We start from the raw sequence: 21887 nt of genomic DNA, 5'->3' as shown, positions 1-21887 counted from the left end.
TGCAAAACGCTGATGGCAGGTATGGACATGACGTGACATTTTTAGGTCTTAATGGTATGGAAATGCAGGGAGCATTAACAATACTTGTAGTAAATATAATAAGCATAATTATTGGCAATGATTGGAGGCGAAAATGTACAAAGTTATAATTGTAGATGATGAAAGATGGTCATTGATAGATTTTACAAAATCAATTACTTGGGAAGAGTATGGATTCGAGGTAATCAAGACTTTTACAAGTCCAACGAAAGCATTGGAGGAATTTGAAGCTTTAGATCCTGATGTTATTTTTACAGATATTAAAATGCCGAAAATAAATGGGATAAAACTGATAGAAAGCGTTAAGAGTATCAGTAATAAACCCGAATTTGTTATTATTAGTGCTCATTCTGATTTTGAAAGTGCAAGACAGGCCATTAAAATGGGTGTAACAGAATATTGCCTGAAACCAATAAATCCAAGCGATTTGGGATCATTACTTAAAGGTTTGAGGAGAAAACTAGATTCTTCTACTGACAAAGAGCTAACATTCCATTTATCACAAAACGATATGGACGAGGAGAGTAAATCAAATTTTGAGGAACTCCTAAGATATTTGGAAACGCATTATTCAGAGAAAATTATGCTGATCGATATGGCAGAACAATTTTACATGAATAAGAACTATATTTGTCATTTATTCCAAAAGAACTTAAATACAACTTTTTCAAGTTATTTAGCAAAAGTAAGAATTAATGCAGCCAAGCACCTACTTAGGAATACAAAGGAGCCAATTAAGAACATTGCTATTCGAATCGGTTTTACAGATGTGTTTTATTTCAGCAAAGTGTTTAAAAAATATGAATCTGTGTCACCGGGACAGTATAGAACGATGGTTAAAAAAGGACAGGTGAATAAGGGATGAAATTGAATTGGAATATCAAGAAGAAATTTCATTATTTTATTATTATTTCTCTTACAACCGCATTGTTTATTCATATATCCATACTCATATTTATTATGAGAGAAAATGTCAAAAGGGAAGTTCAGTATACAGAGTCCATAGGAACAGGTATAACCGAAAGGCTAAAGACTACTCTGAGTAATATAGAGAAGGCTAGTTACACATATTCCATAAATCAAGCACTTATAGATTACTATTCAGATAATATCACAGTAAAAGGAACAGAAAGTATTCTTTCTGTTTATGAAATGTCAAAGTCAGTTATTCAGTTTAATGAGAGCATTATTGACATCGTTGTTGTTGATTCGGATGGAAAACCAATGAGTTATTATGCGGGAATTAATGACAAGATAATCGGTGAAATATCAAATTATTATGATTTTAAAAATTTGTCAAACCCTATTACAGGGTTTTATTTCTTTCCGAGAGAATCTGACTTAGCTGAAAAGTATTTTTTATATTTTGCACCTTTATATGATTTGGACAGTCTCTTTCATGACCAGAGTAAGAAAGCGACTGTTGTATTTATTAACAACCTATCTTTTATACAGAATATGATTACTTCTGTCAATCCTGAGACAGCTTCTTTTGCCTTGCTACATGACACACAGGTATTAGCTACTAACGAAGCAGACCCTAGCCAAAATCGGTTAAATGTTCTTGAACTAAGTGATCCCACATTTATTACCCAGTTTGATGACTACAACATCAAAGTTTTAGGTAATTCAAGCAAATCAATTATAGAGTCCAACAGCACCAATTTAATTATTTATATATTAGTTACTATTGGAATGACTATTGTACTTCTCATGTTTACAGACAGGTTTGTAAATCAAAACATCACGGTTCCAATAATACAGCTTAAAGAGGATCTGTCACGCATCGCACCGCATTCAAGATCTAAACGTATTCAGGAAATTAAGAGTCCCGATATAAACTCTATAGCAAGACGCATTAATCGGATGCTTGATGAGATTGAAAAGGTTAACAGAACAATTTTTGAAACACAAAACCAGCTTTATGAAGTTGAAATACTCAAGAACGAAGCTGAAATCTATGCTTTGCAAAGTCAGGTTAACCCCCATTTTCTTTATAATACACTTCAACTTATTAGGGGGATGGCAGTGTATCATGATGTGGATGAAATTGCAAACATTGCTACTTCTATATCAGATCTTTTTAGGTATTCTATTCAAGGTGAAGAGGTTGTTAGGCTTCAAGACGAGCTTGAAATAACTGAACTGTATATGAATATCATGAATGCAAGATTCGATGACAGATTTGAGCTTTGTCTGGAAATTGAACCAGAGTTATACGATGCACTCGTCCTTAGAATGCTGCTGCAACCTTTGGTGGAGAATGCTGTACTGCATGGACTTGAAGACATAGAGGAAAACGGATGGATTAGTATCACAGGAAGTCTGAGAGATAAAGAAACTGTAGAGTTGGTCATTGCAGATAATGGGTGTGGTATTTCTGATGAGGACTACTTTGAAATTGGTCAAACCTTACATGGGAATTTCCATAATTCATTGAAAAATAACAAAAAAGGGTTTGGCTTGTATAACATTCATAAACGTTTAAAACTCCATTTTGGAGATGATGCAGAGTTGAAAATCATTCGAAAACCTAATAGAACGGATATTGTGCTAAAATTTCCTTTTAAGCTCAAATGAGCAAATAGTTAGTTGTACAATCTGAATATATGACAAAGACTGTCTAACATATTGCATGTTTTGTCATGAACGGATAAAGTATAATGATTTTAGCAACAGCCTATTATGTTTAAGGAGGGTTTCCAGGTATGAAAAATGTAAAACGCGTTATTTCAATGCTACTCATTATGATGTTAGTATTCACTGCATGTTCCAATTCAACTGATAAGTCAGGTGATAAATCTGCAACAAGTGAACAAGATACTAAAACGGGTGATGATGATTCAAAATCAACGGACTCTGGAGGTTCTGATTCCGATGCAACACAAGCGCAATCAGGAGGCATTCTTAGGATAGGTGATTATGTTCTCGATACCCAGATGAATAACAAAAATCCTTACCTGGTCTCTGGTGTATGGGTCTTTGCTTATCCTTTTCAGTATGAAAAACTTTTTTATGCAAACCCAGTAACCGGTGAGATTGAGCCGGCATTAGCGGAAGAGTTTACATGGAATGATGATTATTCTCAGTTTACGTCAATTCTTAGAGATGGTGTTAAATGGCATGATGGAGAGCCTTTTACGGCAGATGATGTGGTTTATACTTATCAGAATTTGATTGATTATCCTGTCCTAGACCGTTATGGCATTGGTAAACGAATCAAGTCAATTGAGGCAGACGGTAATAAAGTCATTTTTAATTTTAATAGTACTTTTACAGCTTTTAAAAACTTTTCAACAGCGATTTTTATAGTACCTAAACATTTGTGGGATGGGAATGATCCTTCTACATATTTAAACGAACAACCAGTCGGTACAGGACCTTTTATGTGGACAAGATATAACACAGGAGTGGATGTGGAATTTACTGCCAATAAAGATTATTGGGGCGGTACACCAAAACTTGATGGAATAAATGTCCTCATGTATAACTCAGCACCGAATTTAACCTTAGCTTTATTAAAGGGTGATATTGAAGCAACCTCTGGAGCAATGGCAATGAGTAGTGCACCGGAGATTTTATCAAAAGATAATTCGAATATACAACTTTATTCAGGACAAACGAACTTTGTTATTGCTATGAATAACGAGAAGCCAGGACTTTCTGATCCAGTGGTACGACAAGCTATGGTTATGGCAGTTGATAGAGCAAAGTTGATTGCTAAAGGTGAATATAACGCTGTTTCACCTGTAAGTCTTGGTTGGTTACCAGATTTATTTGGTGATGTAGTCAGTGATGAAGCCAATCAATTAGGTCAGTTTGATATTGCAGCAGCAAAACAATTACTAGAAGATGCTGGTTATACTCTAGGGAAAGACAAAATATACCAAAAAGACGGAGTTAAATTATCTTTCACCTATTACAACGCATCAGGTGCACCGGCTCAGCAAATGGAAGCAGGTATGGTTCAACAGTGGTTACTAAATCTCGGTGTGGAAATTATTCCTAAGCTAGCAACTTGGCCAGAATTAATCGGTTTAGGTATGTCAGGAAATTATGATTTATGTCAATTACCTGTTGCCTTCCCATTTGATCCTGAAGCAGCTCTCTCATCTTCCTTTAACTCTTCAATGACTGCACCTACAGGTGAACTTGCAACAGGAACCAACTACTTCCGTTACAGAAACGTAGAAGTTGATAGTCTTTTTGAGGAACTGGGTAACACGATAGATACCAACAAGAGAAAAGAGCTCTTCCATAATATACAGGTGCTAGTAGCAAATGATTATCCCTTTATACCAATGTATAACATTGGTGGGCACATTCCGTATTTTGATGACGAATTCGGCGGATTCCCTGAAGATCGTCCGATTTTTGAAAGTACACAGTCTATGATTAACATCTACAAAAAATAATGATATAAACTGATCTGTAGAATTAGTAAATAGATGATTACAGGCAAGTATATTTCGGAGGAATATGTTTGATCGTTATACTTGCCTGGTTTATGCCTAATTTTAGTATCACACTAACTAAATATGTCATTATAAACAAATTTTGAAGAGGAGGTAAGTCATGAGAGGCATCTCACTATCTTATTTTATCAGAAGATTGTTCAGTGCCATTGTCACACTTTGGGTGGCTTTGACTGTGAATTTTCTCCTACCCCGTACTATGGGCGGTGATCCGGCTGATTTCATTGCAGCAAACAATGCTATGGGTTCCCCTGAGTATGCAGAATTGCTTAGAGCGCAATTTGGGTTGGATCAAAGTATCTTTGTTCAGTATTTTTCATATATTAGAGAATTGTTACATGGGAATTTTGGGATATCTTTTACATCATTTCCTGTACCGGTTTCACAAATTATTTTGAAAGCACTACCTTGGACCTTGCTTATTGTATTAACGTCAACGCTCATCTCTTTCGGATTAGCATGGGTTTTCGGAACCCTTGCAGCATTGAAGAAGGGCGGTAAATTGGATACAATAATGGTTGGTACCGCTTTTTATGTTCAGTCGACACCTTATTTTTGGGTGGCTATGATGATTGTAATGGTTTTTGGATATTATCTAGATTGGTTTCCTATGGCCCATGCATTACCGGCGGCTATGGGAGAAGTATCAAATCTACAATTCATAGGCAATGTATTCTACCATGCTGCACTGCCCATATTGTCCCTCGTTGTTATTTCATTCGCAGGAAGAATGGTTGTACTTAGAAGTAATGTACTCCAGGTATTTACAGAAGACTATTTGGTGTTGGCACAAGCGAAAGGTCTTCACAGAAGAACGATATTATTCAGATATGCCTTCAGAAATGCATTTTTACCATCATTTACTGGATTGATGTTAAGCCTTGGATTTGCGGTATCAGGTGCCATTGCCACAGAATTAATCTTTTCTTATCCTGGAATAGGTTTAACAATTATGAATGCTATTCTTAGTCATGACTATCCAATCGTACAAGGCTGTTTTGCCATTATTGCAATCAGCATTATTACCATGAACTTTTTAGCAGATTTAGTTTACCCGTTCCTCGACCCGAGAGTTACGTTGGATTAAGAAAGGACAGGTGAAAAGATGAATAAAAAAGAACAAACACAAGTAAAACATAAATCTGATTTAAGAATGAACTTCGAAAAATATATTCTTCGTAATACGAGAGCAAAAATAGGTATTAGTATTATATCCATGTTTATATTGGTCGCAATATTTGCGCCACTTATAGCTCCTTATGAGCCAAAAGCAATTGAATTTATGGCTTGGGAAAAGCCATCGCTTAAGCATCCTCTTGGCTGTAACAGCTATGGACAAGATATATTTTCTCAAGTGGTTCATGGTGCTAGAATTACAATATCAGTTGGGGTTTTAGCAGGCTTATTGACAAGTTTCGTTGGTGTATTCGTAGGTCTTTATGCCGGTTATAAAAAGGGTCGTGTTGGAAATATCCTTATGAGAATTGTAGATGTCTTTCTTGTATTACCTAGTTTGGCAGTCATGATTGTACTTGCTGCCTTTTTACCTAGCATGGGTGTTATTAACATGATTATCATTATTGGAGCACTCAGTTGGCTTTGGATGGCTAGAAGTATAAGATCCCAGACTTTATCAGAGTCCCAGAGAGAATATGTTTTTGCGGCACAAGCACTTGGAAAAGGTGATTTCGAAATCATGTTTAAAGAGATTTTGCCAAATATCTTTCCGGTTGTTACAGCTAACATGGTTATGGTAATCACCATGTCCATGTTGACAGAGGCTACGTTGAGTTTCCTTGGATTAGGTGACCCTAATTTGGTAAGTTGGGGACAGATGCTGTCTATTGCATTTGATAATAGTGCTATTATCTATAATGCATGGTACTGGATGCTTCCACCTGGTCTGTGTATTGCAACTGCTGGTTATAGTTTTATGCTTATTGGTAACTCGTTCTTGGATATTTATTCAAGTGATAGAGGTGGGGCTATTCAACTTTAGTTTGGATATGACCACATATTAAAGGATAATAAGGTGATAAGAATGAATAATGAAGTATTATTATCAGTGAAAAATGTAGATGTGGAATACGAGGTTGACAGAGGACGATTAAAAGCGGTTTCCAATGTCAGCTTTGATATAAAGCGCGGTGAATTTTTTGGTCTAGCAGGAGAATCTGGATGCGGTAAAACAACCATGGCTTTTGCAGTCATGCGACTGTTAAAAGGCATGGCTCATATATCAAATGGAGAAATTGTTTTTAACGGTAAGAATATATTGGAATTAGGCAGTGAGAGTTTGCGTCAGTTTAGATGGGATCAGGCATCAATGGTCTTGCAAAGTGCTATGAACAACTTAAATCCTGTTATGACTATCGGAAGACAATTGGCAGATGTGATTGTCGCTCATGAAGGTAAAAAGACCAAGGCTGCATTAAGAGAGAGAATCAAAAAGCTCCTTGCCATAGTTAACATAGATGAGAGCAGGATAGATGCCTTCCCTCATGAGCTTTCTGGGGGTATGAGACAGCGTGTAGTCATTGCCATGGCTATGGCTTTAAAGCCTGATTTGGTTATTTTTGACGAACCAACCACAGCACTGGATGTGGTTGTACAGTATAACATTATTAAAAGGGTCATTGAACTTAAAGAATCCATGGGATTTTCCATTTTGTTTATTACCCATGATTTACCACTCATGTTGGAAATGTGTGATCGAATAGGCATCATGTATGCAGGTAAAATTGTGGAAGTAGCTCCAGTGGAGATATTACTTGAAGGACCTGCCCATCCGTACACAGATGGACTCTTAAAATCTTTCCCATCTTTAGTTGGACCTAGAACAAAGCTTAAAGGAATTCCGGGAAGTATACCTGATTTGATTACCCCGCCAAAGGGATGTCTATTCAAGAATAGATGTACAAAAAGAACGAAAGATTGTGAAAATGACCCAGTTAATGAAAAACTCTCAGAAGGTCATTACGTGGCTTGCTTTAACAAATTAAACGGAATCATGTAAACTTAATGATGAAAAATAAAAAATCACTAAAAGCGATTCTTTGGGAGGGGCAAAATATGAGTGAAAAAGCATTGATAAGATTTGAGAATGTTGATAAAACCTATACCGTAGGCAGCTTGTTTAACAAAAAAAATATTCATGCAGTTAAAAATGCAAATTTAAATATAAACAAAGGTGAAATACTCGGTGTTGTTGGTGAATCTGGTTGTGGTAAAACCACTTTAGCTAAGTTGCTCACAAATATTTTGGATATAAGTGGTGGTGAGTTGTATGTCAACGATATTGACATCAGTAAAATGGGCAAAGCAGAACGTAAAAAGTTCAGATCAGAAGTCCAAATGATTTTTCAAGACCCATTTGGGTCTTTAAATCCTGCTCATAGAATCAGCTATATAGTTGGAAGAACCATAGGCATCTATAATCCTCAATTTACAGCAGTCCAAATAAGAGAAAAAGTCAAAGATTTATTTACTATAGTTGGATTAACGCCTCCTGAAGACTTCATGGATAAACATCCAAATCAAATTTCTGGCGGTCAAAGACAGCGTATTGTTATAGCAAGAGCGTTGGCTGTGGAACCTGAAATTATTGTGGCTGATGAACCGACTTCCATGCTTGATGTATCCATAGGTATTGAAATCATGAACCTTATGTTAGAATTAAAAGAGAAAAAACAGCTGACCTATATGCTAATCACCCATAATTTAGCTTCAGCCCGATATATGGCTGACAGAATTGTTGTGATGTATGGAGGAACATTGGTTGAGGAAAGTCCCACAGATGAACTCTTGGAAAATCCATATCATCCCTATACGATTCTTTTACTAGAAAGCACACCTGAACCATATAAAAAGGATAAAAAAGCCATTGAGGCAAAAGAAGATCCAGCTAATCTTGCTGATCCTTCACCACGATGCATGTTCTACAAACGTTGTCCTTATGCTATGGAAAAATGCAGAAAAGAAGAGCCAAACTGGTACCAAAATGGTAAGCATCGTGTTAAATGCTTTTTGTATGAGAATATTGATGGACCAACTGAATCATTGGTTAATATAGACGTGTATGTAAAAAAAGAAACAGAAGCGATTGATTATTAATCATCCGTTTAAGAAGTATATGTATAAAGGTAATGTAAATTCAATCATGAGAAATTAAAAATCGTAAAACGATTCTTTAGAAGGGGGACAATGTAAATGAAAGCAATAATGGTGATGTTTGATTCTCTGAATAGACGTTATTTGCCAGCGTATGGAAATAAATGGATAAAAGCTCCGAATTTTGAACGACTTCAGGAAAAGACAGTAGTTTTTGATAACTGCTATGCTGGAAGTCTACCGTGTATGCCGGCGAGAAGGGAACTCCAAACAGGCCGATACAACTTTCTTCATAGAAGTTGGGGACCCATGGAACCCTATGATGATTCCGTGTTTGAAATATTAAAGAAAAAAGGGGTTTACACCCATTTAACCAGTGATCACACACATTATTGGGAAGATGGAGGTGCAACCTATCACACAAGATATAACTCATGGGAAATATCTAGAGGTCAAGAAGGCGACCCCTGGAAGGGACATGTCAAAGCCCCTGAAATACCAGATTGCACATCGACTTTTAAGATTGGTGACCTTTGGAGACAGGATTGGGTTAATCGAACGTATCTAACTAATGAATGGGATCAACCTCAAGCACTTACCTTTGAAAATGGATTGAACTTCATAGAACAAAACAAGAATGAAAACAACTGGTTTCTTCAAATAGAGACATTTGATCCACATGAACCTTTTTTTACTCAGGATAATTACAAAGAATTGTATCCCCACAGTTATGAAGGAAAGCATAATGACTGGCCTGATTATGGTCGTGTAAGGCAGTCATCCGATGAAGTGGATCATGTCAGATATGAATATGCTGCTCTTATCAGTATGTGTGACAACTATCTCGGTAAGGTTCTTGATATGATGGATGACTATGATCTCTGGAAAGATACTATGTTGATTGTTAATACGGATCACGGTTACATGTTAGGAGAAAAAGAGTGGTGGGGAAAGAATATTCAGCCATTTTATAATGAAGTTGTCCAGACACCGCTTTTTATTTGGGATCCAAGAACCGGTATAAAGAATGAAAGAAGACAGGCACTTGTTCAGACCATTGATTTACCTGCAACCTTGTTGGAATACTTTGCTCTAGACATACCAAAAGATATGGAAGGGAAGTCTTTAAAGGAAACAATTCTAAGTGATAAGAAGGTTAGAGAATGTGCATTGTTTGGATTAGCAGGCGGTCATATCAATGTGACTGACGGAAGGTACGTGTATATGCGAGGTCCAGTCAGACCTGATAATAAAGAACATTATGAGTATACGTTGATGCCCACCCATATGAACCAAATGTTTCAAGTGAATGAGCTTCAGGACATTGAACTACAAGAGCCTTTTGAGTTTACAAAAAACTGTAGATTGATGAAAATCAAAAGTAATAGTTATTTTAATCCCTACTGGTATGGAACTAGGCTCTATGATTTGGCAGAAGATCCTGAACAATTAAAGCCGTATCGAGATTTTAATATTGAAGAAAAAATGATTAAACTTCTTGTAAACCGAATGAAGGAGAACGATGCACCAGTTGAACAATATGAGAGGATTGGTGTCTCAAGAGATATCGCCATGAGTAGCGAAGATATTAGGCAGCAAGTAGAACAAGATGAACAAATCATGCATCTAACGGACTGTTCTAATGCCTTTACATCTAAAGCTAAAGTCGCTCACAGAATCATACTGACTAGTTTGGATGCAAAGGGTCAACTTGAATATAAAAATGAATTATGCAAGTTTATTATTCAAAAGAACCCAAATACAATAACCATGGAAATTTTGTTAGCGTTTGTTTCGTTCCATTTTACGGAATCTGAAAGACGTTTTAAATTTTTATTTAACATGATTTTATAACCCTTCATTAAGTAATTTAAAGACAGAGAGATGACAGATCATTTTGCTATAGGATAATCTAAAGTGCCACTGGGAACCTTGGCAGGTTTTAGTTCTGGCGAATTAACAGAAGAACAGTTGCATGATATGATAGGTAAACTGAATAAAGAAAGTTAAGGCAATTGGGCAGACCATCTTAGATGAACAATGTTCAATACAACAATATAGTATAGTTCTTTAATCGTAATATACGATTAATAATTTGTTTCTAACAATAGAAAGCCTCAGTAGGGGCTTTCTATTTGTGTTTTACTTTATAGATAAGATAACAATTATGGGTATAAAAAGATTATGTAAAGGAACTAGAAATTAATGCAAATAAGTCACAATAATGGTAACCACTTCAAAATAGGTGTCCTATGCAAAGCAACATTTGTGTGCTAAACTAAGGACATCATTCTAGAGTATCAAAAGAAGACTAAATCACAGCAGTTGATATGCTTTTGTGTAACCAATACCTGAACATAGTCAACTGTTCTTCTGAATGAAAGTAATGTTCTCCTGAGTCTATCACTTCTAATTGGCAAGAGAATTTTTTAACAAAATCATCGATGGTATCCAGTTCACATACTTCGTCATTGGACCCATACAAAATCGAAGTGTCTGTATGCCATGTATGGACTGGATGTTGTTTAACATAACAGAAATAATCCCAATAAAGTTTTTGACCGATTGGTGTTTCAATGGTCTTTTCCTTTTGTAAACGGTCTGGTGTTATATTAAACCACCCCATCATATTGTTAATCATTCTTTCCATATTAACCACTGGTGATAAAAATAATGCTTTTTCCAATACATCTTTTTGATAAGCTAACAGGCTAAAATAAGCACCTATACTGCATGCAAATAAGCTCAATTTTTTCCAATGTGATTGTGCATAATCCATGATAATAGATAAATCACGAACAGCAAACTGAACTTTACAAGGCGTAGGGTCAAGCTTTCTTTCACCATGTTCTGGCAAATCAAAGCTTAATACTTGATAACCTTTTTGAACAGCTTCTTCAGCTAATATGTCAATGATAACGTCTTCTTTGTTTGACATATTTCCATGGACTGCAATAAAAAGATTGTCGCTCTTTTCTCCCCACAATAAGATAGGAATGTCGTCAACCTTAGATTTATATTTAATCATATTTCCTCCATCCTTTATAGAGGTAAACGCCTCCATAAAAGTTTATTATTAATTTTGTTGTTCATCATAAAATCCTCCTTTCTCACGTCATTGGATGTGAAAGCCATAGTAACTATTATTGGTATAACAGTTTTTATTTCACACCACGAACTATTATACACCTTTAACTTCAAAAGTTTAAGACGATATCTAAAAAAACCAAAATGACTTTTATTTGAAGAGCAACAGCGATACAATGAATAGTAAGTCGTCCTCAGTGAAAAACTATACGGAAATGATAAGAAAGAAGGTGATAGGATGTCATATACTGTTCAAGGAAATGAAAATAGATTAGCAAGAGAAAAGTCACCATACCTTTTACAGCACAAAAACAATCCTGTAGATTGGTATCCATGGGGTAAGGAGGCATTTGAAAGAGCCAAGAAAGAAGACAAACCTGTATTTCTAAGTATTGGGTACTCCACATGTCATTGGTGTCATGTCATGGAAAAAGAATCCTTTGAAGACGAGGAAGTAGCTAAAATATTATATGACCATTTTATTGCTATTAAAGTAGACCGAGAAGAAAGACCAGATATTGATGCTGTTTACATGGATGTGTGTCAAAAAACAACTGGCAGTGGTGGATGGCCTTTAAGTGTGTTTATTACCCATGACCAGAAACCTTTATTTGCTGGTACGTATTTTTCTAAAAGGTCCATGTATGGTCGCATTGGTTTTGTGGATTTATTAACCAATATTCATACCTTATGGGTAGAAAATAAAGCATCCCTCTTAGAAAAAAGTGACGCGTTAATGGAGCATATTCAGAGTACATCCCATGATCATACATTGGAGATAAATCAACAGGTTGTGGATAGAGCTTATGAACAGCTAAAAGCCGATTTTGATGTGGTAGATGGTGGGTTTGGTCAAGCACCAAAATTTCCAACACCTCATAATCTATTCTTTTTATTTAACTATTATAAGGTGCATGGCTCTGAAGAAGCGTTAACCATGGCTGAAAAAACATTAGATGCCATGTTTAAAGGAGGTATCTATGACCATATAGGTGGCGGATTTTCACGTTATGCTACGGACAAGAAATGGTTGGTACCTCATTTTGAAAAAATGCTGTATGACAATGCATTGCTGATGAAAGCTTATACCATGGGATATCATGCTACCAAAAAACCGCGGTATAAGTATGTGGTGGAGCATATGTTTGCATATCTTAAACGGGATATGATGCAGGAACAAGGTGCTTTTTACAGTGCTGAGGATGCAGATTCAGAGGGTGTGGAAGGTAAATTTTATGTCTTTAGCAAAGAAGAAATATTACAGGTCTTAGGAAAGCAAGATGGAGAACGCTTCTGTCAGTTATATGATGCAACACCATCGGGTAATTTTGAAGGCAATAATATCCTTAACTTACTTCATGTCGGGATAGAAGACATATTGGAGGATGAAGAATGGGTTAATGGATGTAAAAATAAGTTGTTAGCCTATAGAGATAAAAGGGTTAGACCTCATCTGGATGATAAAATATTAACAGCATGGAATGGTTTAATGATTGGTGCATTAGCCTATACCAGCCGATATATGAAAGATTTTACAAAGGATTCTCATGTTTTAGAAAATCAGCATAAGGATCTATACTTGGAAGCAGCTATAGACACAGCAGCCTTTATAAAAGAGCATCTCAGCAAAGAAGATGGAGGTCTATATGTACGCTATCGTCATGGTGAAGTGAAACATGAGGGTTTCCTAGATGATTATGCGTTTATGGTATGGGGGTTAATTGAACTGTATGAAACCACCTTTGATCCCTTGTATTTGCAATGGGCTACAGACCTTAATCAGTATCTTATAAGGCATTTTTGGGATGATGAAAAAGGCGGTTTTTTCTTATACAGTAGTGATAGTGAAACGTTAATCACAAGACCGAAAGAAATCTATGATGGTGCCATACCATCAGGTAACTCAGTAGCAGCTCTTAATTTATTGAAACTCAGTCGATTGACAGGCGATGTAACCCTGGAGCATAAAGCGAAAGAAATTGTGTCAGCTTTTGCACATCAAGTCAATCATTACCCAAGATATCACACGTTCTTAATGCAAACCTTAATCATCCTTATGAAAGGTAGCAGGGATATTGTTGTTGCAGGTTCCTTGGAGGATATGGAAAGCATAAAAGCATTGATCCATCAACTGCATCACTTGGATAAAGACTGCTTTACCATTCTTATTAATGATGGCAGTGATACCTTATTATCCCTTAATCCCAGCCTAAAAGATAAAGGTGTCATGAAGGATAAGCCTACCATATATCTATGCGAGAATCATGTTTGTCGAGCACCTATTACAGACATAGACGAAGCCATGGATATTCTTATGAACACGAAGTAACCTATAAAAGTAATTGGTGCTCTACTGAAATTTATTCTATTATAATGATGGGTTAATACAACGAAGAAAGATAGCATAAGTATAGATATAGGAAGCTAATGGCGTTTGAAAAAAGGATAAAAGGGAAGCCCTTTTATCCTATAAACCTGTCCGTTATATTAAATCTAATATAAGCCTCGTCCGAAGAAGCCTCCAAAACCATAGCCTCGTCCGCAACCATAACCGCCATAACCATAACCGCCATAGCCACCATAGCCACCGAAACCACAGCAACAGCAATTACAGCAACGATTAAAGCAGCAACGACCAAAACCACAGCCGTATCCGCCATATCCGCCATATCCACCATAACCGAATCCGTACATAATAACCCTCCTTTCATACTTATCCTAATTTATAATATTCCAATTGAGCAGGTTATGTGACAAGCTTCACGGATGTTCATAAATAAAGTAGACAGGGTTAACAAATAAAATGATATAGGGGAAAAGGATGAAAATACTTGTAACAGGAGCGAAAGGTCAATTAGGTCGGGACATCACATGGACATTATCCAAGGACCATCATGTGATGGGTTTAGGAAGAGAAGTATGTGATATTCGAGATATGGAGTTAATCAAGTATTATATGCATAACTTTCAGCCAGATATGGTCATTAATTGCGCAAGTATCACCCACGTGGATGCATGTGAAACCAATACCTTATTAGCCATGGATGTGAATGCCTATGGGGTGAAGAATTTAGCATGCATTTGCCAGCAAATGCATGTTTTACTGGTACATATTTCAACAGACTATGTGTTTGATGGGCAATATGGGTTGCCCTATGAAGTATGCCATTCACCTAATCCAATTAATGCTTATGGTTATTCCAAGTGGTTAGGTGAGCAATATGTTAAGCGCATTTGTTCCAAGTATTACATTCTACGTACCTCTTGGCTGTTTGGTCCTTATGGTTATAATTTTGTCAACAAAATCATGGACCAAATACCTTATAAGGATACCTTGTATGTGGTTGATGACCAGGTAGGGTCACCTACGTACACACAAGATTTTATTCTGATGTTAAGGGGAATCATAACATCTAATTGCTATGGTATCTATCATGTAGCGAACAATGGCTCATGTAGTCGATATGCATTTGCTAAGACGATTATAAGGTACTTAAAAGAGGAGAACACAAAGGTTCTACCGATACAATCCCATACAGTCTTAACAGGTGCTGAGCGACCAAAATATTCAGTACTATCCAATAAAAAAGCTGAAGATCTGTGTGGGCAAACCATGCCTACTTGGGAAGATGCCTTAAAGCGGTTTATTCATTCTTTTACTTTACAGCATAAAATGTTATGATAGGAGCAGTATGGTGGTCATCCTTGCATAAATGGATAGAGATACCATACAATAACACATATGCCCATAACATCTATTCTATATGGCATGTTCTATTTTATAATAAATAAGTCAAAGGAATTAAGTAAATGTAGTAACCATTTGGTCAAGATTCAAATAAAATGAACTAAGAGAACTTGTACCAAAAAGAAGAGGTGAGGTATGAAAGGAATTATATTAGCAGGCGGTTCTGGAACGAGGCTTTATCCTCTTACAAAGACAGTTTCTAAGCAGATGCTTCCTATATATGACAAGCCCATGATTTATTATCCTTTATCAGTTTTACTATTAGCAGGTATAAAGGATATTTTAATTATCTCCACACCAAGAGATATCCATTATTATGAAGAATTATTAGGGGATGGTTCAAGGATTGGAGTAGCATTATCCTATAGCATCCAACAGGAACCTAAAGGCATTGCAGATGCCTTCATTGTTGGCAAGCAATTTATTGGACAGGATAACGTGGCTTTAATCTTAGGGGACAATATTTTTTATGGTCATGCTCTAGAGGATATCCTGTTAAAGGCTGTTAAAGAAAATACAGGTGCAACTGTTTTTGGTTATACAGTAGCAGACCCGACACAATACGGTGTGGTAGCTTTTAATAAAGATGGACAGGTAACATCACTGGAAGAAAAACCCATAAAACCACAATCTAATGTTGCTGTAACAGGCCTCTATTTATACGATCATCAGGCTGTTGACATGGCAGAGCATGATATAAAGCCTTCAACACGAAATGAATTGGAGATAACAGATATTAATAAATGCTATCTAGCAGTAAATCAGTTAAACGTCATTTTATTAAATTCCAGTATAAAGTGGTTAGATTCTGGTACTTATGATGGTCTATTAGAAGCTGGAAAATTTGTTGCAACCACACAAAAGGAAGAACAGAATATTATTGCTTGTATTGAGGAGATAGCTTATAACAAAGGCTATATAAGTCAAGAGGCGTTAGGTAAAATAGCCCATTCTATGGGGAATACAGATTATGGATTATACTTGAAAAAGGTCAGTGAAAGGTTGTCGTAAAGGTGAGTAGATTGAAAGTGACACAGACGAATATAAGTGGGTTATGTATCATTGAACCCACCCTATATGAAGACCAGCGGGGTTACTTTATGGAAAGCTTCAATAAAAGAGATTGGCAGGAAGCAGGATTTATGGAGACTTTTGTACAAGATAATGAATCCACTTCAAAAAAAGGTGTTTTAAGAGGACTCCACTACCAACATCCATACCCCCAAGCTAAATTAATTAGGGTTTTAGATGGTGCTATTTATGACGTAGCGGTTGATATGCGCATGGGTTCAGTTACATTTGGCCAATACTACCCTATCGTGTTATCAGAACAAAATAAAAAACAACTGTATATACCCGTGGGTTTTGCTCATGGTTTTCTCGTCTTATCGGATAAGGCGAAAGTACTTTATAAAACAACGGCGTATTATCATAAAGAATATGATCATGGCATTCGATGGGATGATCCTACCCTCCATATATCATGGCCTATTCATCAAGTGGAGGATATTATGTTATCAGAAAAAGATAAAGCATTGCCCTATTTTAAAGATATTCCTCAAGGGAGGTTATTTGTAAAATGACATTACTGGTGACAGGTGGAGCAGGATTTATTGGAAGTAATTTTATACATTATATGCTTAAACAATACAAAGACATCAACATCATTAACTTAGATAAACTAACCTATGCCGGTAATTTAAAAAACTTGCAAGACATAGAAGACGATTCACGCTACACATTTATCATCGGGAATATATGTGATGAACCATTGGTTTCTAAGATTATGGAAGATGGTATTGATTATGTGGTTAACTTTGCAGCTGAGACCCATGTGGATCGCAGCATTGATAATGCTTCAAACTTTATTCGCACCAATGTTGAAGGAACCTACGTGTTATTAGAAGCAGCAAGAAAAAAGAAAGTCAAGAAATATATACAGATATCAACGGATGAAGTCTATGGTGCTTTGGGAAAAACAGGCTATTTTACAGAGACAACACATGTAGCACCCAATAACCCTTATTCAGCAAGTAAAGCTGCCGCAGATATGTTGGTTCGTTCCTATCACAAAACACACAATCTTCCTGTTAACATTACTCGGTGCTCCAACAACTATGGTCCTTATCAGTATCCTGAAAAACTCATACCCAAAATGATTAATAATATCTATGAGGGAATACCACTTCCCGTTTATGGTGATGGGCTTCAAGTCAGAGATTGGCTTCATGTGAATGACCATTGTAGAGCCATTGACTTGGTCATTCATTTTGGTAAAGTGGGAGAAATCTACAATGTAGGTGGTTATAATGAAAGAACCAATCTAGCCATCGTCAAAAAAATTCTTCAAGTACTTGGTAAAGATGAAAGCCTGATTGAGCATGTAAAAGATCGCTTAGGCCATGATTACCGTTACGCCATTGATGCAACAAAAATCATCAGAGAACTGAATTGGCAGCCGACTTATACCTTTGATATAGGTTTAGAAGAGACGATTAAGTGGTATGTCAATAACCTGTCTTGGTGGTCTCGGAAAGCTTAGATGAAACACTGAAAATGCAGACCTTATACTTGTGAGGACGAAGCCATGATACATAATTGATAGAAGGGGATGAATCTATATACCATGTATATTCTGTTTGTGTATTCCAACAAAACAGACCCTTGCACCATAAAAAGCTGTTTTGATTTATCCAGAGGGTTAAAAAAATATGCCCATACATATGAAATAGACTATAGAGAATTAAATGATGAAGTCGTTTCAGCGTATGATGTCATCATTTTTCAGCGCTTAGGTGCCAATGGAATTGTCATAGAAAACCTTTATGCCCAACGTATGTTTCATTTAATCACCACATACCATCACCAAAAAAGGTTTATTTATATGATTGATGATTTGGTTTTTGAAGACCAAAATCAATTGCCTAAGAAGTTGATGTCAGCATGTCATGCAGTCATATGTCCCAATGACAATTTAGCCAATGAAGCTAAGCCTTATAACATACATACTTATGTGCTACGAACGTATATCGACATGAAGCAAACCGTGAAGATTAAGGGAGCCAATGACCATATAGGTTATGATATGGCTTGGGTGAGTACAGGTGCCCTTGGTAAGGCGTTTATTAAGGAGATAATGGACCATTTGCGTCAGGATATGGATATTCGAATGATTGCCATAAGTGGTGATGTGCGTTACTTTAGTGGGATTAAAGGCATTGCAAGTTATCCATTTTTGCCTTATGACGACATGATTGCCATTGTAAAAAATGTGAACATATTGCTCAACCCTGTTATCATTAACGATCGTTTTGTGACACCACGTATTGAAGAAAGAAGCAAGAAAAGCGCTAAGGAATTTTTTGATTGTAAGTCAGAAATAAAGTATGCTATAGCCGGTGGTACAAAGACAGCTATCATTACCAGTAAAACTGCCCCCTATCTTTATGCCATAAAACATATGGAGAATGGTTTCTTGGTGGATAATAGGGTTGAAGATTGGGTTAAGGCCATTAAACAGTTATACCATCATAAGCGCTTAAGGCGCAGGATTATTCGCAATGCCCATAAGGATGTGAAAAAAAGATATACCCTAGAGTATGGTGCAAAAAAAGCATATGCATTATTTAGAGACATATTAAGTCAACCCATTCAATCACCTTAGGTAATCAGATGTCTTCAATAGTTAATTAAGCTCGTCAAGGGTCCTTATAAGGATCATCTCATTTTACCTTTCTATTCACACTTTTCTATGGATTCAGCACCTTTCATCCATTATTAGACCTATGATACGACCGACAATTTATAGTATATAAGATCATTGGAGGAATATGACGAAAGCCTAAGGGATAAAAACCCTTAACATAAGCAGGTGTTTTGTTATATTTGTCACAATATCTTAGCAATAAAATATAATAAAGTATCCTTAAGAAAGTGTCTAATAGTAATGGAGTTGAAAACATGTCAATACAATTATTTATGCCTACATTTCATGTGGAAGAATGTCTTGCTGAGATAAGAGAATGTCTAGAAAAAGGTTGGACAGGACTAGGTTACAAAACCGTTCAATTTGAAGAGGCGTGGAAGGCATATACCGATCTACCCCATGCACATTTTATAAATTCAGCAACGGCTGGTTTACATCTGGCGATTAAACTATTAAAAGAAACATATCATTGGGAAGATGGGGACGAAATCATATCAACACCTTTAACGTTTGTGTCCACCAATCATGCTATTGCCTATGAAAATATGCGTGTTGTGTTTGCAGATGTGGATAAATATCTATGCTTAGATCCAAAAGATGTAAAACGAAAGATTACAAATAAAACCAAAGCCATTATGTTTGTGGGCATGGGTGGTAATACAGGCCATTATAAAGATATCGTCAAGCTGTGTAAAGACCATGGCCTGCAACTTATCTTAGATGCGTCACATATGAGTGGTACAAGATTAGAAGGAAGAATTGTTGGACGAGAAGCAGATGTGGTCATCTATTCTTTCCAAGCAGTAAAAAATCTACCCACAGCAGATTCGGGCATGATTTGCTTTATGGAAGAAGCATTGGATAAAAAAGTGAGAAAATACAGTTGGCTGGGTATTAATAAAGATACCTATGCCCGTTCTAAGGATGAAGGAGCTTACAAATGGAAATATGATGTGGAGTACCTTGGTTATAAGTATCATGGGAATTCCATTATGGCGAGTCTTGGACTTGTCCAATTAAAATATCTGGATCAAGACAATGCTTATCGTCGACAACTGGCTAAGTGGTATGATGAAGCCTTCAAATATCATAAGAATCTTGTAGGGCTGATACCTGTTGCCAAAGGATGCGAATCATCAAGACATCTGTATGTGATAGAGGTTAATAATCGTGATGAATTGTTAGCATCCCTTAATAAAGAAGATATCTATCCAGGGGTGCATTATCGCGATAACACCGAATATACCATGTACGCCTATGGTAAAGATACTTGTCCAAAAGCGTATCATTACAGTATGCGGATTCTATCTCTTCCCATGCACCTTAGACTGACACGAAAAGATATACGGCACATAGCTAACAAAGTCATACAATATGCTAGCTTATAAGGAGTGAAGAATCATGATATCCGTTATAGGATTAGGTTATGTTGGCTTACCGCTTGCTATTTCTTTTGCTGAAAAAGGTGTTCACGTCATCGGTTTTGATATTAGTGAGGAAAAAATAAGAGCTTACAAAGAAGGAAAAGACCCTACCCATGAAGTAGGTGACCTAAGACTTAGCCAAGTAAAGAACATTGAATTTACAAGCAACCCACAGCGGTTATTACAATCAAGGTTTCATATCATTGCTGTACCCACACCCATACAGATGGATAAAGTACCCGATCTATCCCCTCTTAAAAATGCTACGACAACTGTAGGGGAATATCTTAAGAAAGACAGTATTATCGTCTATGAATCCACCGTTTATCCTGGTGTAACAGAGGACATATGCGTCCCTATACTAGAAGAAGCTTCAGGCTTAACCTACATGAAAGATTTCAAAGTCGCTTATTCACCAGAAAGAATTAATCCAGGTGATCTGGTCCATACCATTGATAAAATTATAAAAGTTGTTTCGGCATGTGATGAAGATAGCTTGGAAGCTGTGACCAACGCTTACACGTTGATTACGGATGCAGGTGTTTATGTAGCCCCTTCTATTAAAGTAGCAGAGGCAGCTAAGGTCATTGAAAATGCTCAGCGTGATATTAACATTGCCTTTATCAACGAGGTTGCCATTATCTTTGATAAGATGGGGATCGACACACAAGAAGTCTTAGAAGCAGCAGGAACCAAATGGAATTTCCTACAATTTCAACCGGGTTTGGTAGGTGGGCATTGCATTGGTGTTGATCCGTATTATCTTACCTTTAAAGCTTCGCAACTGAACTATCGACCTGAGGTTATCTTAGCTGGTCGGCATATTAATGATTCAATGGGACGTATCATTGTGGAAAAAACCATTAAACAGATGATAGATAATGAACAGACAATAAAGGGAGCAAAAGTACTTATTATGGGTCTAACGTTCAAAGAAGATACGCCAGACCTTCGAAACTCAAAAGTAAAAGACATTGTCGAAGGTCTAAGAGCTTATGGTATGGACGTGCATATTACAGATCCAGTAGCTGATGAAAGGGATATTATATATGAATATGGGATACCATCAACCTCTCTAGATGCTATCCATGATGTGGATGCTGTGGTGATATGTGTCAAACATCAAGCTTATCAAACATTGCATTTAGACACCATCAGGCAATTATATAAAAAGGAGCTGTTAAGACCCATTCTTATGGATGTGAAAGGACTGTTTAACAAAGAAGAAAGCGAAACATATTTTTCTTATTGGCGTTTATAAAATGGAAATTATGATGATGAATTAAAAAAGTTATTCA

Annotated in this window: 18 protein-coding genes; 16 read left to right on the top strand and 2 right to left on the bottom strand. The window is 36.5% G+C overall.

Going from position 1 to position 21887, the window contains the following annotated elements; all coding sequences use genetic code 11:
* Window positions 1–133: 133 nt before the first annotated feature.
* The 8 genes from HZI73_RS21975 (at window position 134) to HZI73_RS21940 (ending at window position 10478) form a co-directional block, all read left to right on the top strand.
* Window positions 134–904: a response regulator transcription factor gene (locus HZI73_RS21975; protein WP_212695496.1), complete on the top strand. Its 771-nt coding sequence runs from the start codon at window positions 134–136 to the stop codon at window positions 902–904.
* Entirely contained in the window at window positions 901–2619 is a 1719-nt protein-coding gene (locus tag HZI73_RS21970) for a sensor histidine kinase (RefSeq protein WP_212695495.1), read from the top strand. The genes HZI73_RS21975 and HZI73_RS21970 overlap by 4 nt, the downstream gene beginning before the upstream one ends.
* Window positions 2620–2747: 128 nt before the next feature.
* Window positions 2748–4454, top strand: coding sequence for an ABC transporter substrate-binding protein (locus HZI73_RS21965; protein WP_212695494.1), 1707 nt, complete (start codon window positions 2748–2750; stop codon window positions 4452–4454).
* A 160-nt stretch (window positions 4455–4614) separates the two neighbouring features.
* Window positions 4615–5601, top strand: a complete 987-nt coding sequence (locus tag HZI73_RS21960; protein WP_281418829.1) for an ABC transporter permease — start codon at window positions 4615–4617, stop codon at window positions 5599–5601.
* Window positions 5602–5619: 18 nt separating this feature from the next.
* Window positions 5620–6513: an ABC transporter permease gene (locus HZI73_RS21955; protein ID WP_212695492.1), complete on the top strand. Its 894-nt coding sequence runs from the start codon at window positions 5620–5622 to the stop codon at window positions 6511–6513.
* A gap of 42 nt (window positions 6514–6555) precedes the next feature.
* Window positions 6556–7530, top strand: coding sequence for an ABC transporter ATP-binding protein (locus tag HZI73_RS21950; protein WP_212695491.1), 975 nt, complete (start codon window positions 6556–6558; stop codon window positions 7528–7530).
* Between the two features lie 56 nt (window positions 7531–7586).
* Window positions 7587–8627 carry an ABC transporter ATP-binding protein gene (locus HZI73_RS21945; protein WP_212695490.1) on the top strand — a complete coding sequence of 347 codons (1041 nt, stop codon included), beginning with the start codon at window positions 7587–7589 and terminating at the stop codon, window positions 8625–8627.
* A gap of 96 nt (window positions 8628–8723) precedes the next feature.
* On the top strand, window positions 8724–10478 hold the full coding sequence (locus HZI73_RS21940; RefSeq protein ID WP_212695489.1) for a sulfatase: 1755 nt from the start codon (window positions 8724–8726) through the stop codon (window positions 10476–10478).
* A gap of 457 nt (window positions 10479–10935) precedes the next feature.
* Here HZI73_RS21940 and HZI73_RS21935 read toward each other — a convergent pair whose 3' ends face one another.
* Entirely contained in the window at window positions 10936–11652 is a 717-nt protein-coding gene (locus HZI73_RS21935) for an alpha/beta hydrolase (protein WP_212695488.1), read from the bottom strand.
* Between the two features lie 297 nt (window positions 11653–11949).
* On the opposite strand from HZI73_RS21935, the gene HZI73_RS21930 reads away from it, so the two are divergent.
* Window positions 11950–14040 carry a thioredoxin domain-containing protein gene (locus HZI73_RS21930; protein WP_212695487.1) on the top strand — a complete coding sequence of 697 codons (2091 nt, stop codon included), beginning with the start codon at window positions 11950–11952 and terminating at the stop codon, window positions 14038–14040.
* Between the two features lie 164 nt (window positions 14041–14204).
* Here HZI73_RS21930 and HZI73_RS21925 read toward each other — a convergent pair whose 3' ends face one another.
* Entirely contained in the window at window positions 14205–14405 is a 201-nt protein-coding gene (locus HZI73_RS21925; protein WP_212695486.1) for a hypothetical protein, read from the bottom strand.
* Window positions 14406–14532: 127 nt separating this feature from the next.
* On the opposite strand from HZI73_RS21925, the gene rfbD reads away from it, so the two are divergent.
* The 7 genes from rfbD to HZI73_RS21890 all read left to right on the top strand — a co-directional run bounded on the left by rfbD (window position 14533) and on the right by HZI73_RS21890 (window position 21850).
* Window positions 14533–15393, top strand: a complete 861-nt coding sequence (rfbD, locus tag HZI73_RS21920) for a dTDP-4-dehydrorhamnose reductase (RefSeq protein ID WP_212695485.1) — start codon at window positions 14533–14535, stop codon at window positions 15391–15393.
* A 201-nt stretch (window positions 15394–15594) separates the two neighbouring features.
* Window positions 15595–16470, top strand: a complete 876-nt coding sequence (gene rfbA, locus HZI73_RS21915) for a glucose-1-phosphate thymidylyltransferase RfbA (RefSeq protein ID WP_212695484.1) — start codon at window positions 15595–15597, stop codon at window positions 16468–16470.
* 2 nt (window positions 16471–16472) lie between these two features.
* Window positions 16473–17042, top strand: coding sequence for a dTDP-4-dehydrorhamnose 3,5-epimerase (gene rfbC, locus HZI73_RS21910; protein ID WP_212695483.1), 570 nt, complete (start codon window positions 16473–16475; stop codon window positions 17040–17042).
* Entirely contained in the window at window positions 17039–18001 is a 963-nt protein-coding gene (gene rfbB, locus HZI73_RS21905; protein WP_212695482.1) for a dTDP-glucose 4,6-dehydratase, read from the top strand. The genes rfbC and rfbB overlap by 4 nt, the downstream gene beginning before the upstream one ends.
* 69 nt (window positions 18002–18070) lie before the next feature.
* Complete coding sequence (locus HZI73_RS21900) at window positions 18071–19123, top strand: glycosyltransferase (protein WP_212695481.1); 1053 nt, start codon at window positions 18071–18073, stop codon at window positions 19121–19123.
* Between the two features lie 296 nt (window positions 19124–19419).
* Entirely contained in the window at window positions 19420–20553 is a 1134-nt protein-coding gene (locus HZI73_RS21895) for a DegT/DnrJ/EryC1/StrS family aminotransferase (RefSeq protein WP_212695480.1), read from the top strand.
* 13 nt (window positions 20554–20566) lie between these two features.
* Window positions 20567–21850, top strand: a complete 1284-nt coding sequence (locus HZI73_RS21890; RefSeq protein ID WP_212695479.1) for a nucleotide sugar dehydrogenase — start codon at window positions 20567–20569, stop codon at window positions 21848–21850.
* Window positions 21851–21887 lie beyond the last annotated feature (37 nt).

It is taken from the genome of Vallitalea pronyensis (assembly GCF_018141445.1).
GTDB lineage: Bacteria > Bacillota > Clostridia > Lachnospirales > Vallitaleaceae > Vallitalea > Vallitalea pronyensis.
This window is presented reverse-complemented; position numbering and strand designations above follow the sequence as displayed.

What these genes read in the sequence shown, in the direction of transcription:
- HZI73_RS21975 (WP_212695496.1), top strand. Translation starts at nt 134, where the DNA reads ATGTACAAAGTTATAATTGTAGATGATGAAAGATGGTCATTGATAGAT.
- HZI73_RS21970 (WP_212695495.1), top strand. Translation starts at nt 901, where the DNA reads ATGAAATTGAATTGGAATATCAAGAAGAAATTTCATTATTTTATTATT.
- HZI73_RS21965 (WP_212695494.1), top strand. Translation starts at nt 2,748, where the DNA reads ATGAAAAATGTAAAACGCGTTATTTCAATGCTACTCATTATGATGTTA.
- HZI73_RS21960 (WP_281418829.1), top strand. Translation starts at nt 4,615, where the DNA reads ATGAGAGGCATCTCACTATCTTATTTTATCAGAAGATTGTTCAGTGCC.
- HZI73_RS21955 (WP_212695492.1), top strand. Translation starts at nt 5,620, where the DNA reads ATGAATAAAAAAGAACAAACACAAGTAAAACATAAATCTGATTTAAGA.
- HZI73_RS21950 (WP_212695491.1), top strand. Translation starts at nt 6,556, where the DNA reads ATGAATAATGAAGTATTATTATCAGTGAAAAATGTAGATGTGGAATAC.
- HZI73_RS21945 (WP_212695490.1), top strand. Translation starts at nt 7,587, where the DNA reads ATGAGTGAAAAAGCATTGATAAGATTTGAGAATGTTGATAAAACCTAT.
- HZI73_RS21940 (WP_212695489.1), top strand. Translation starts at nt 8,724, where the DNA reads ATGAAAGCAATAATGGTGATGTTTGATTCTCTGAATAGACGTTATTTG.
- HZI73_RS21935 (WP_212695488.1), bottom strand. Translation starts at nt 11,652, where the DNA reads ATGATTAAATATAAATCTAAGGTTGACGACATTCCTATCTTATTGTGG.
- HZI73_RS21930 (WP_212695487.1), top strand. Translation starts at nt 11,950, where the DNA reads ATGTCATATACTGTTCAAGGAAATGAAAATAGATTAGCAAGAGAAAAG.
- HZI73_RS21925 (WP_212695486.1), bottom strand. Translation starts at nt 14,405, where the DNA reads ATGTACGGATTCGGTTATGGTGGATATGGCGGATATGGCGGATACGGC.
- rfbD (WP_212695485.1), top strand. Translation starts at nt 14,533, where the DNA reads ATGAAAATACTTGTAACAGGAGCGAAAGGTCAATTAGGTCGGGACATC.
- rfbA (WP_212695484.1), top strand. Translation starts at nt 15,595, where the DNA reads ATGAAAGGAATTATATTAGCAGGCGGTTCTGGAACGAGGCTTTATCCT.
- rfbB (WP_212695482.1), top strand. Translation starts at nt 17,039, where the DNA reads ATGACATTACTGGTGACAGGTGGAGCAGGATTTATTGGAAGTAATTTT.
- HZI73_RS21900 (WP_212695481.1), top strand. Translation starts at nt 18,071, where the DNA reads ATGAATCTATATACCATGTATATTCTGTTTGTGTATTCCAACAAAACA.
- HZI73_RS21895 (WP_212695480.1), top strand. Translation starts at nt 19,420, where the DNA reads ATGTCAATACAATTATTTATGCCTACATTTCATGTGGAAGAATGTCTT.
- HZI73_RS21890 (WP_212695479.1), top strand. Translation starts at nt 20,567, where the DNA reads ATGATATCCGTTATAGGATTAGGTTATGTTGGCTTACCGCTTGCTATT.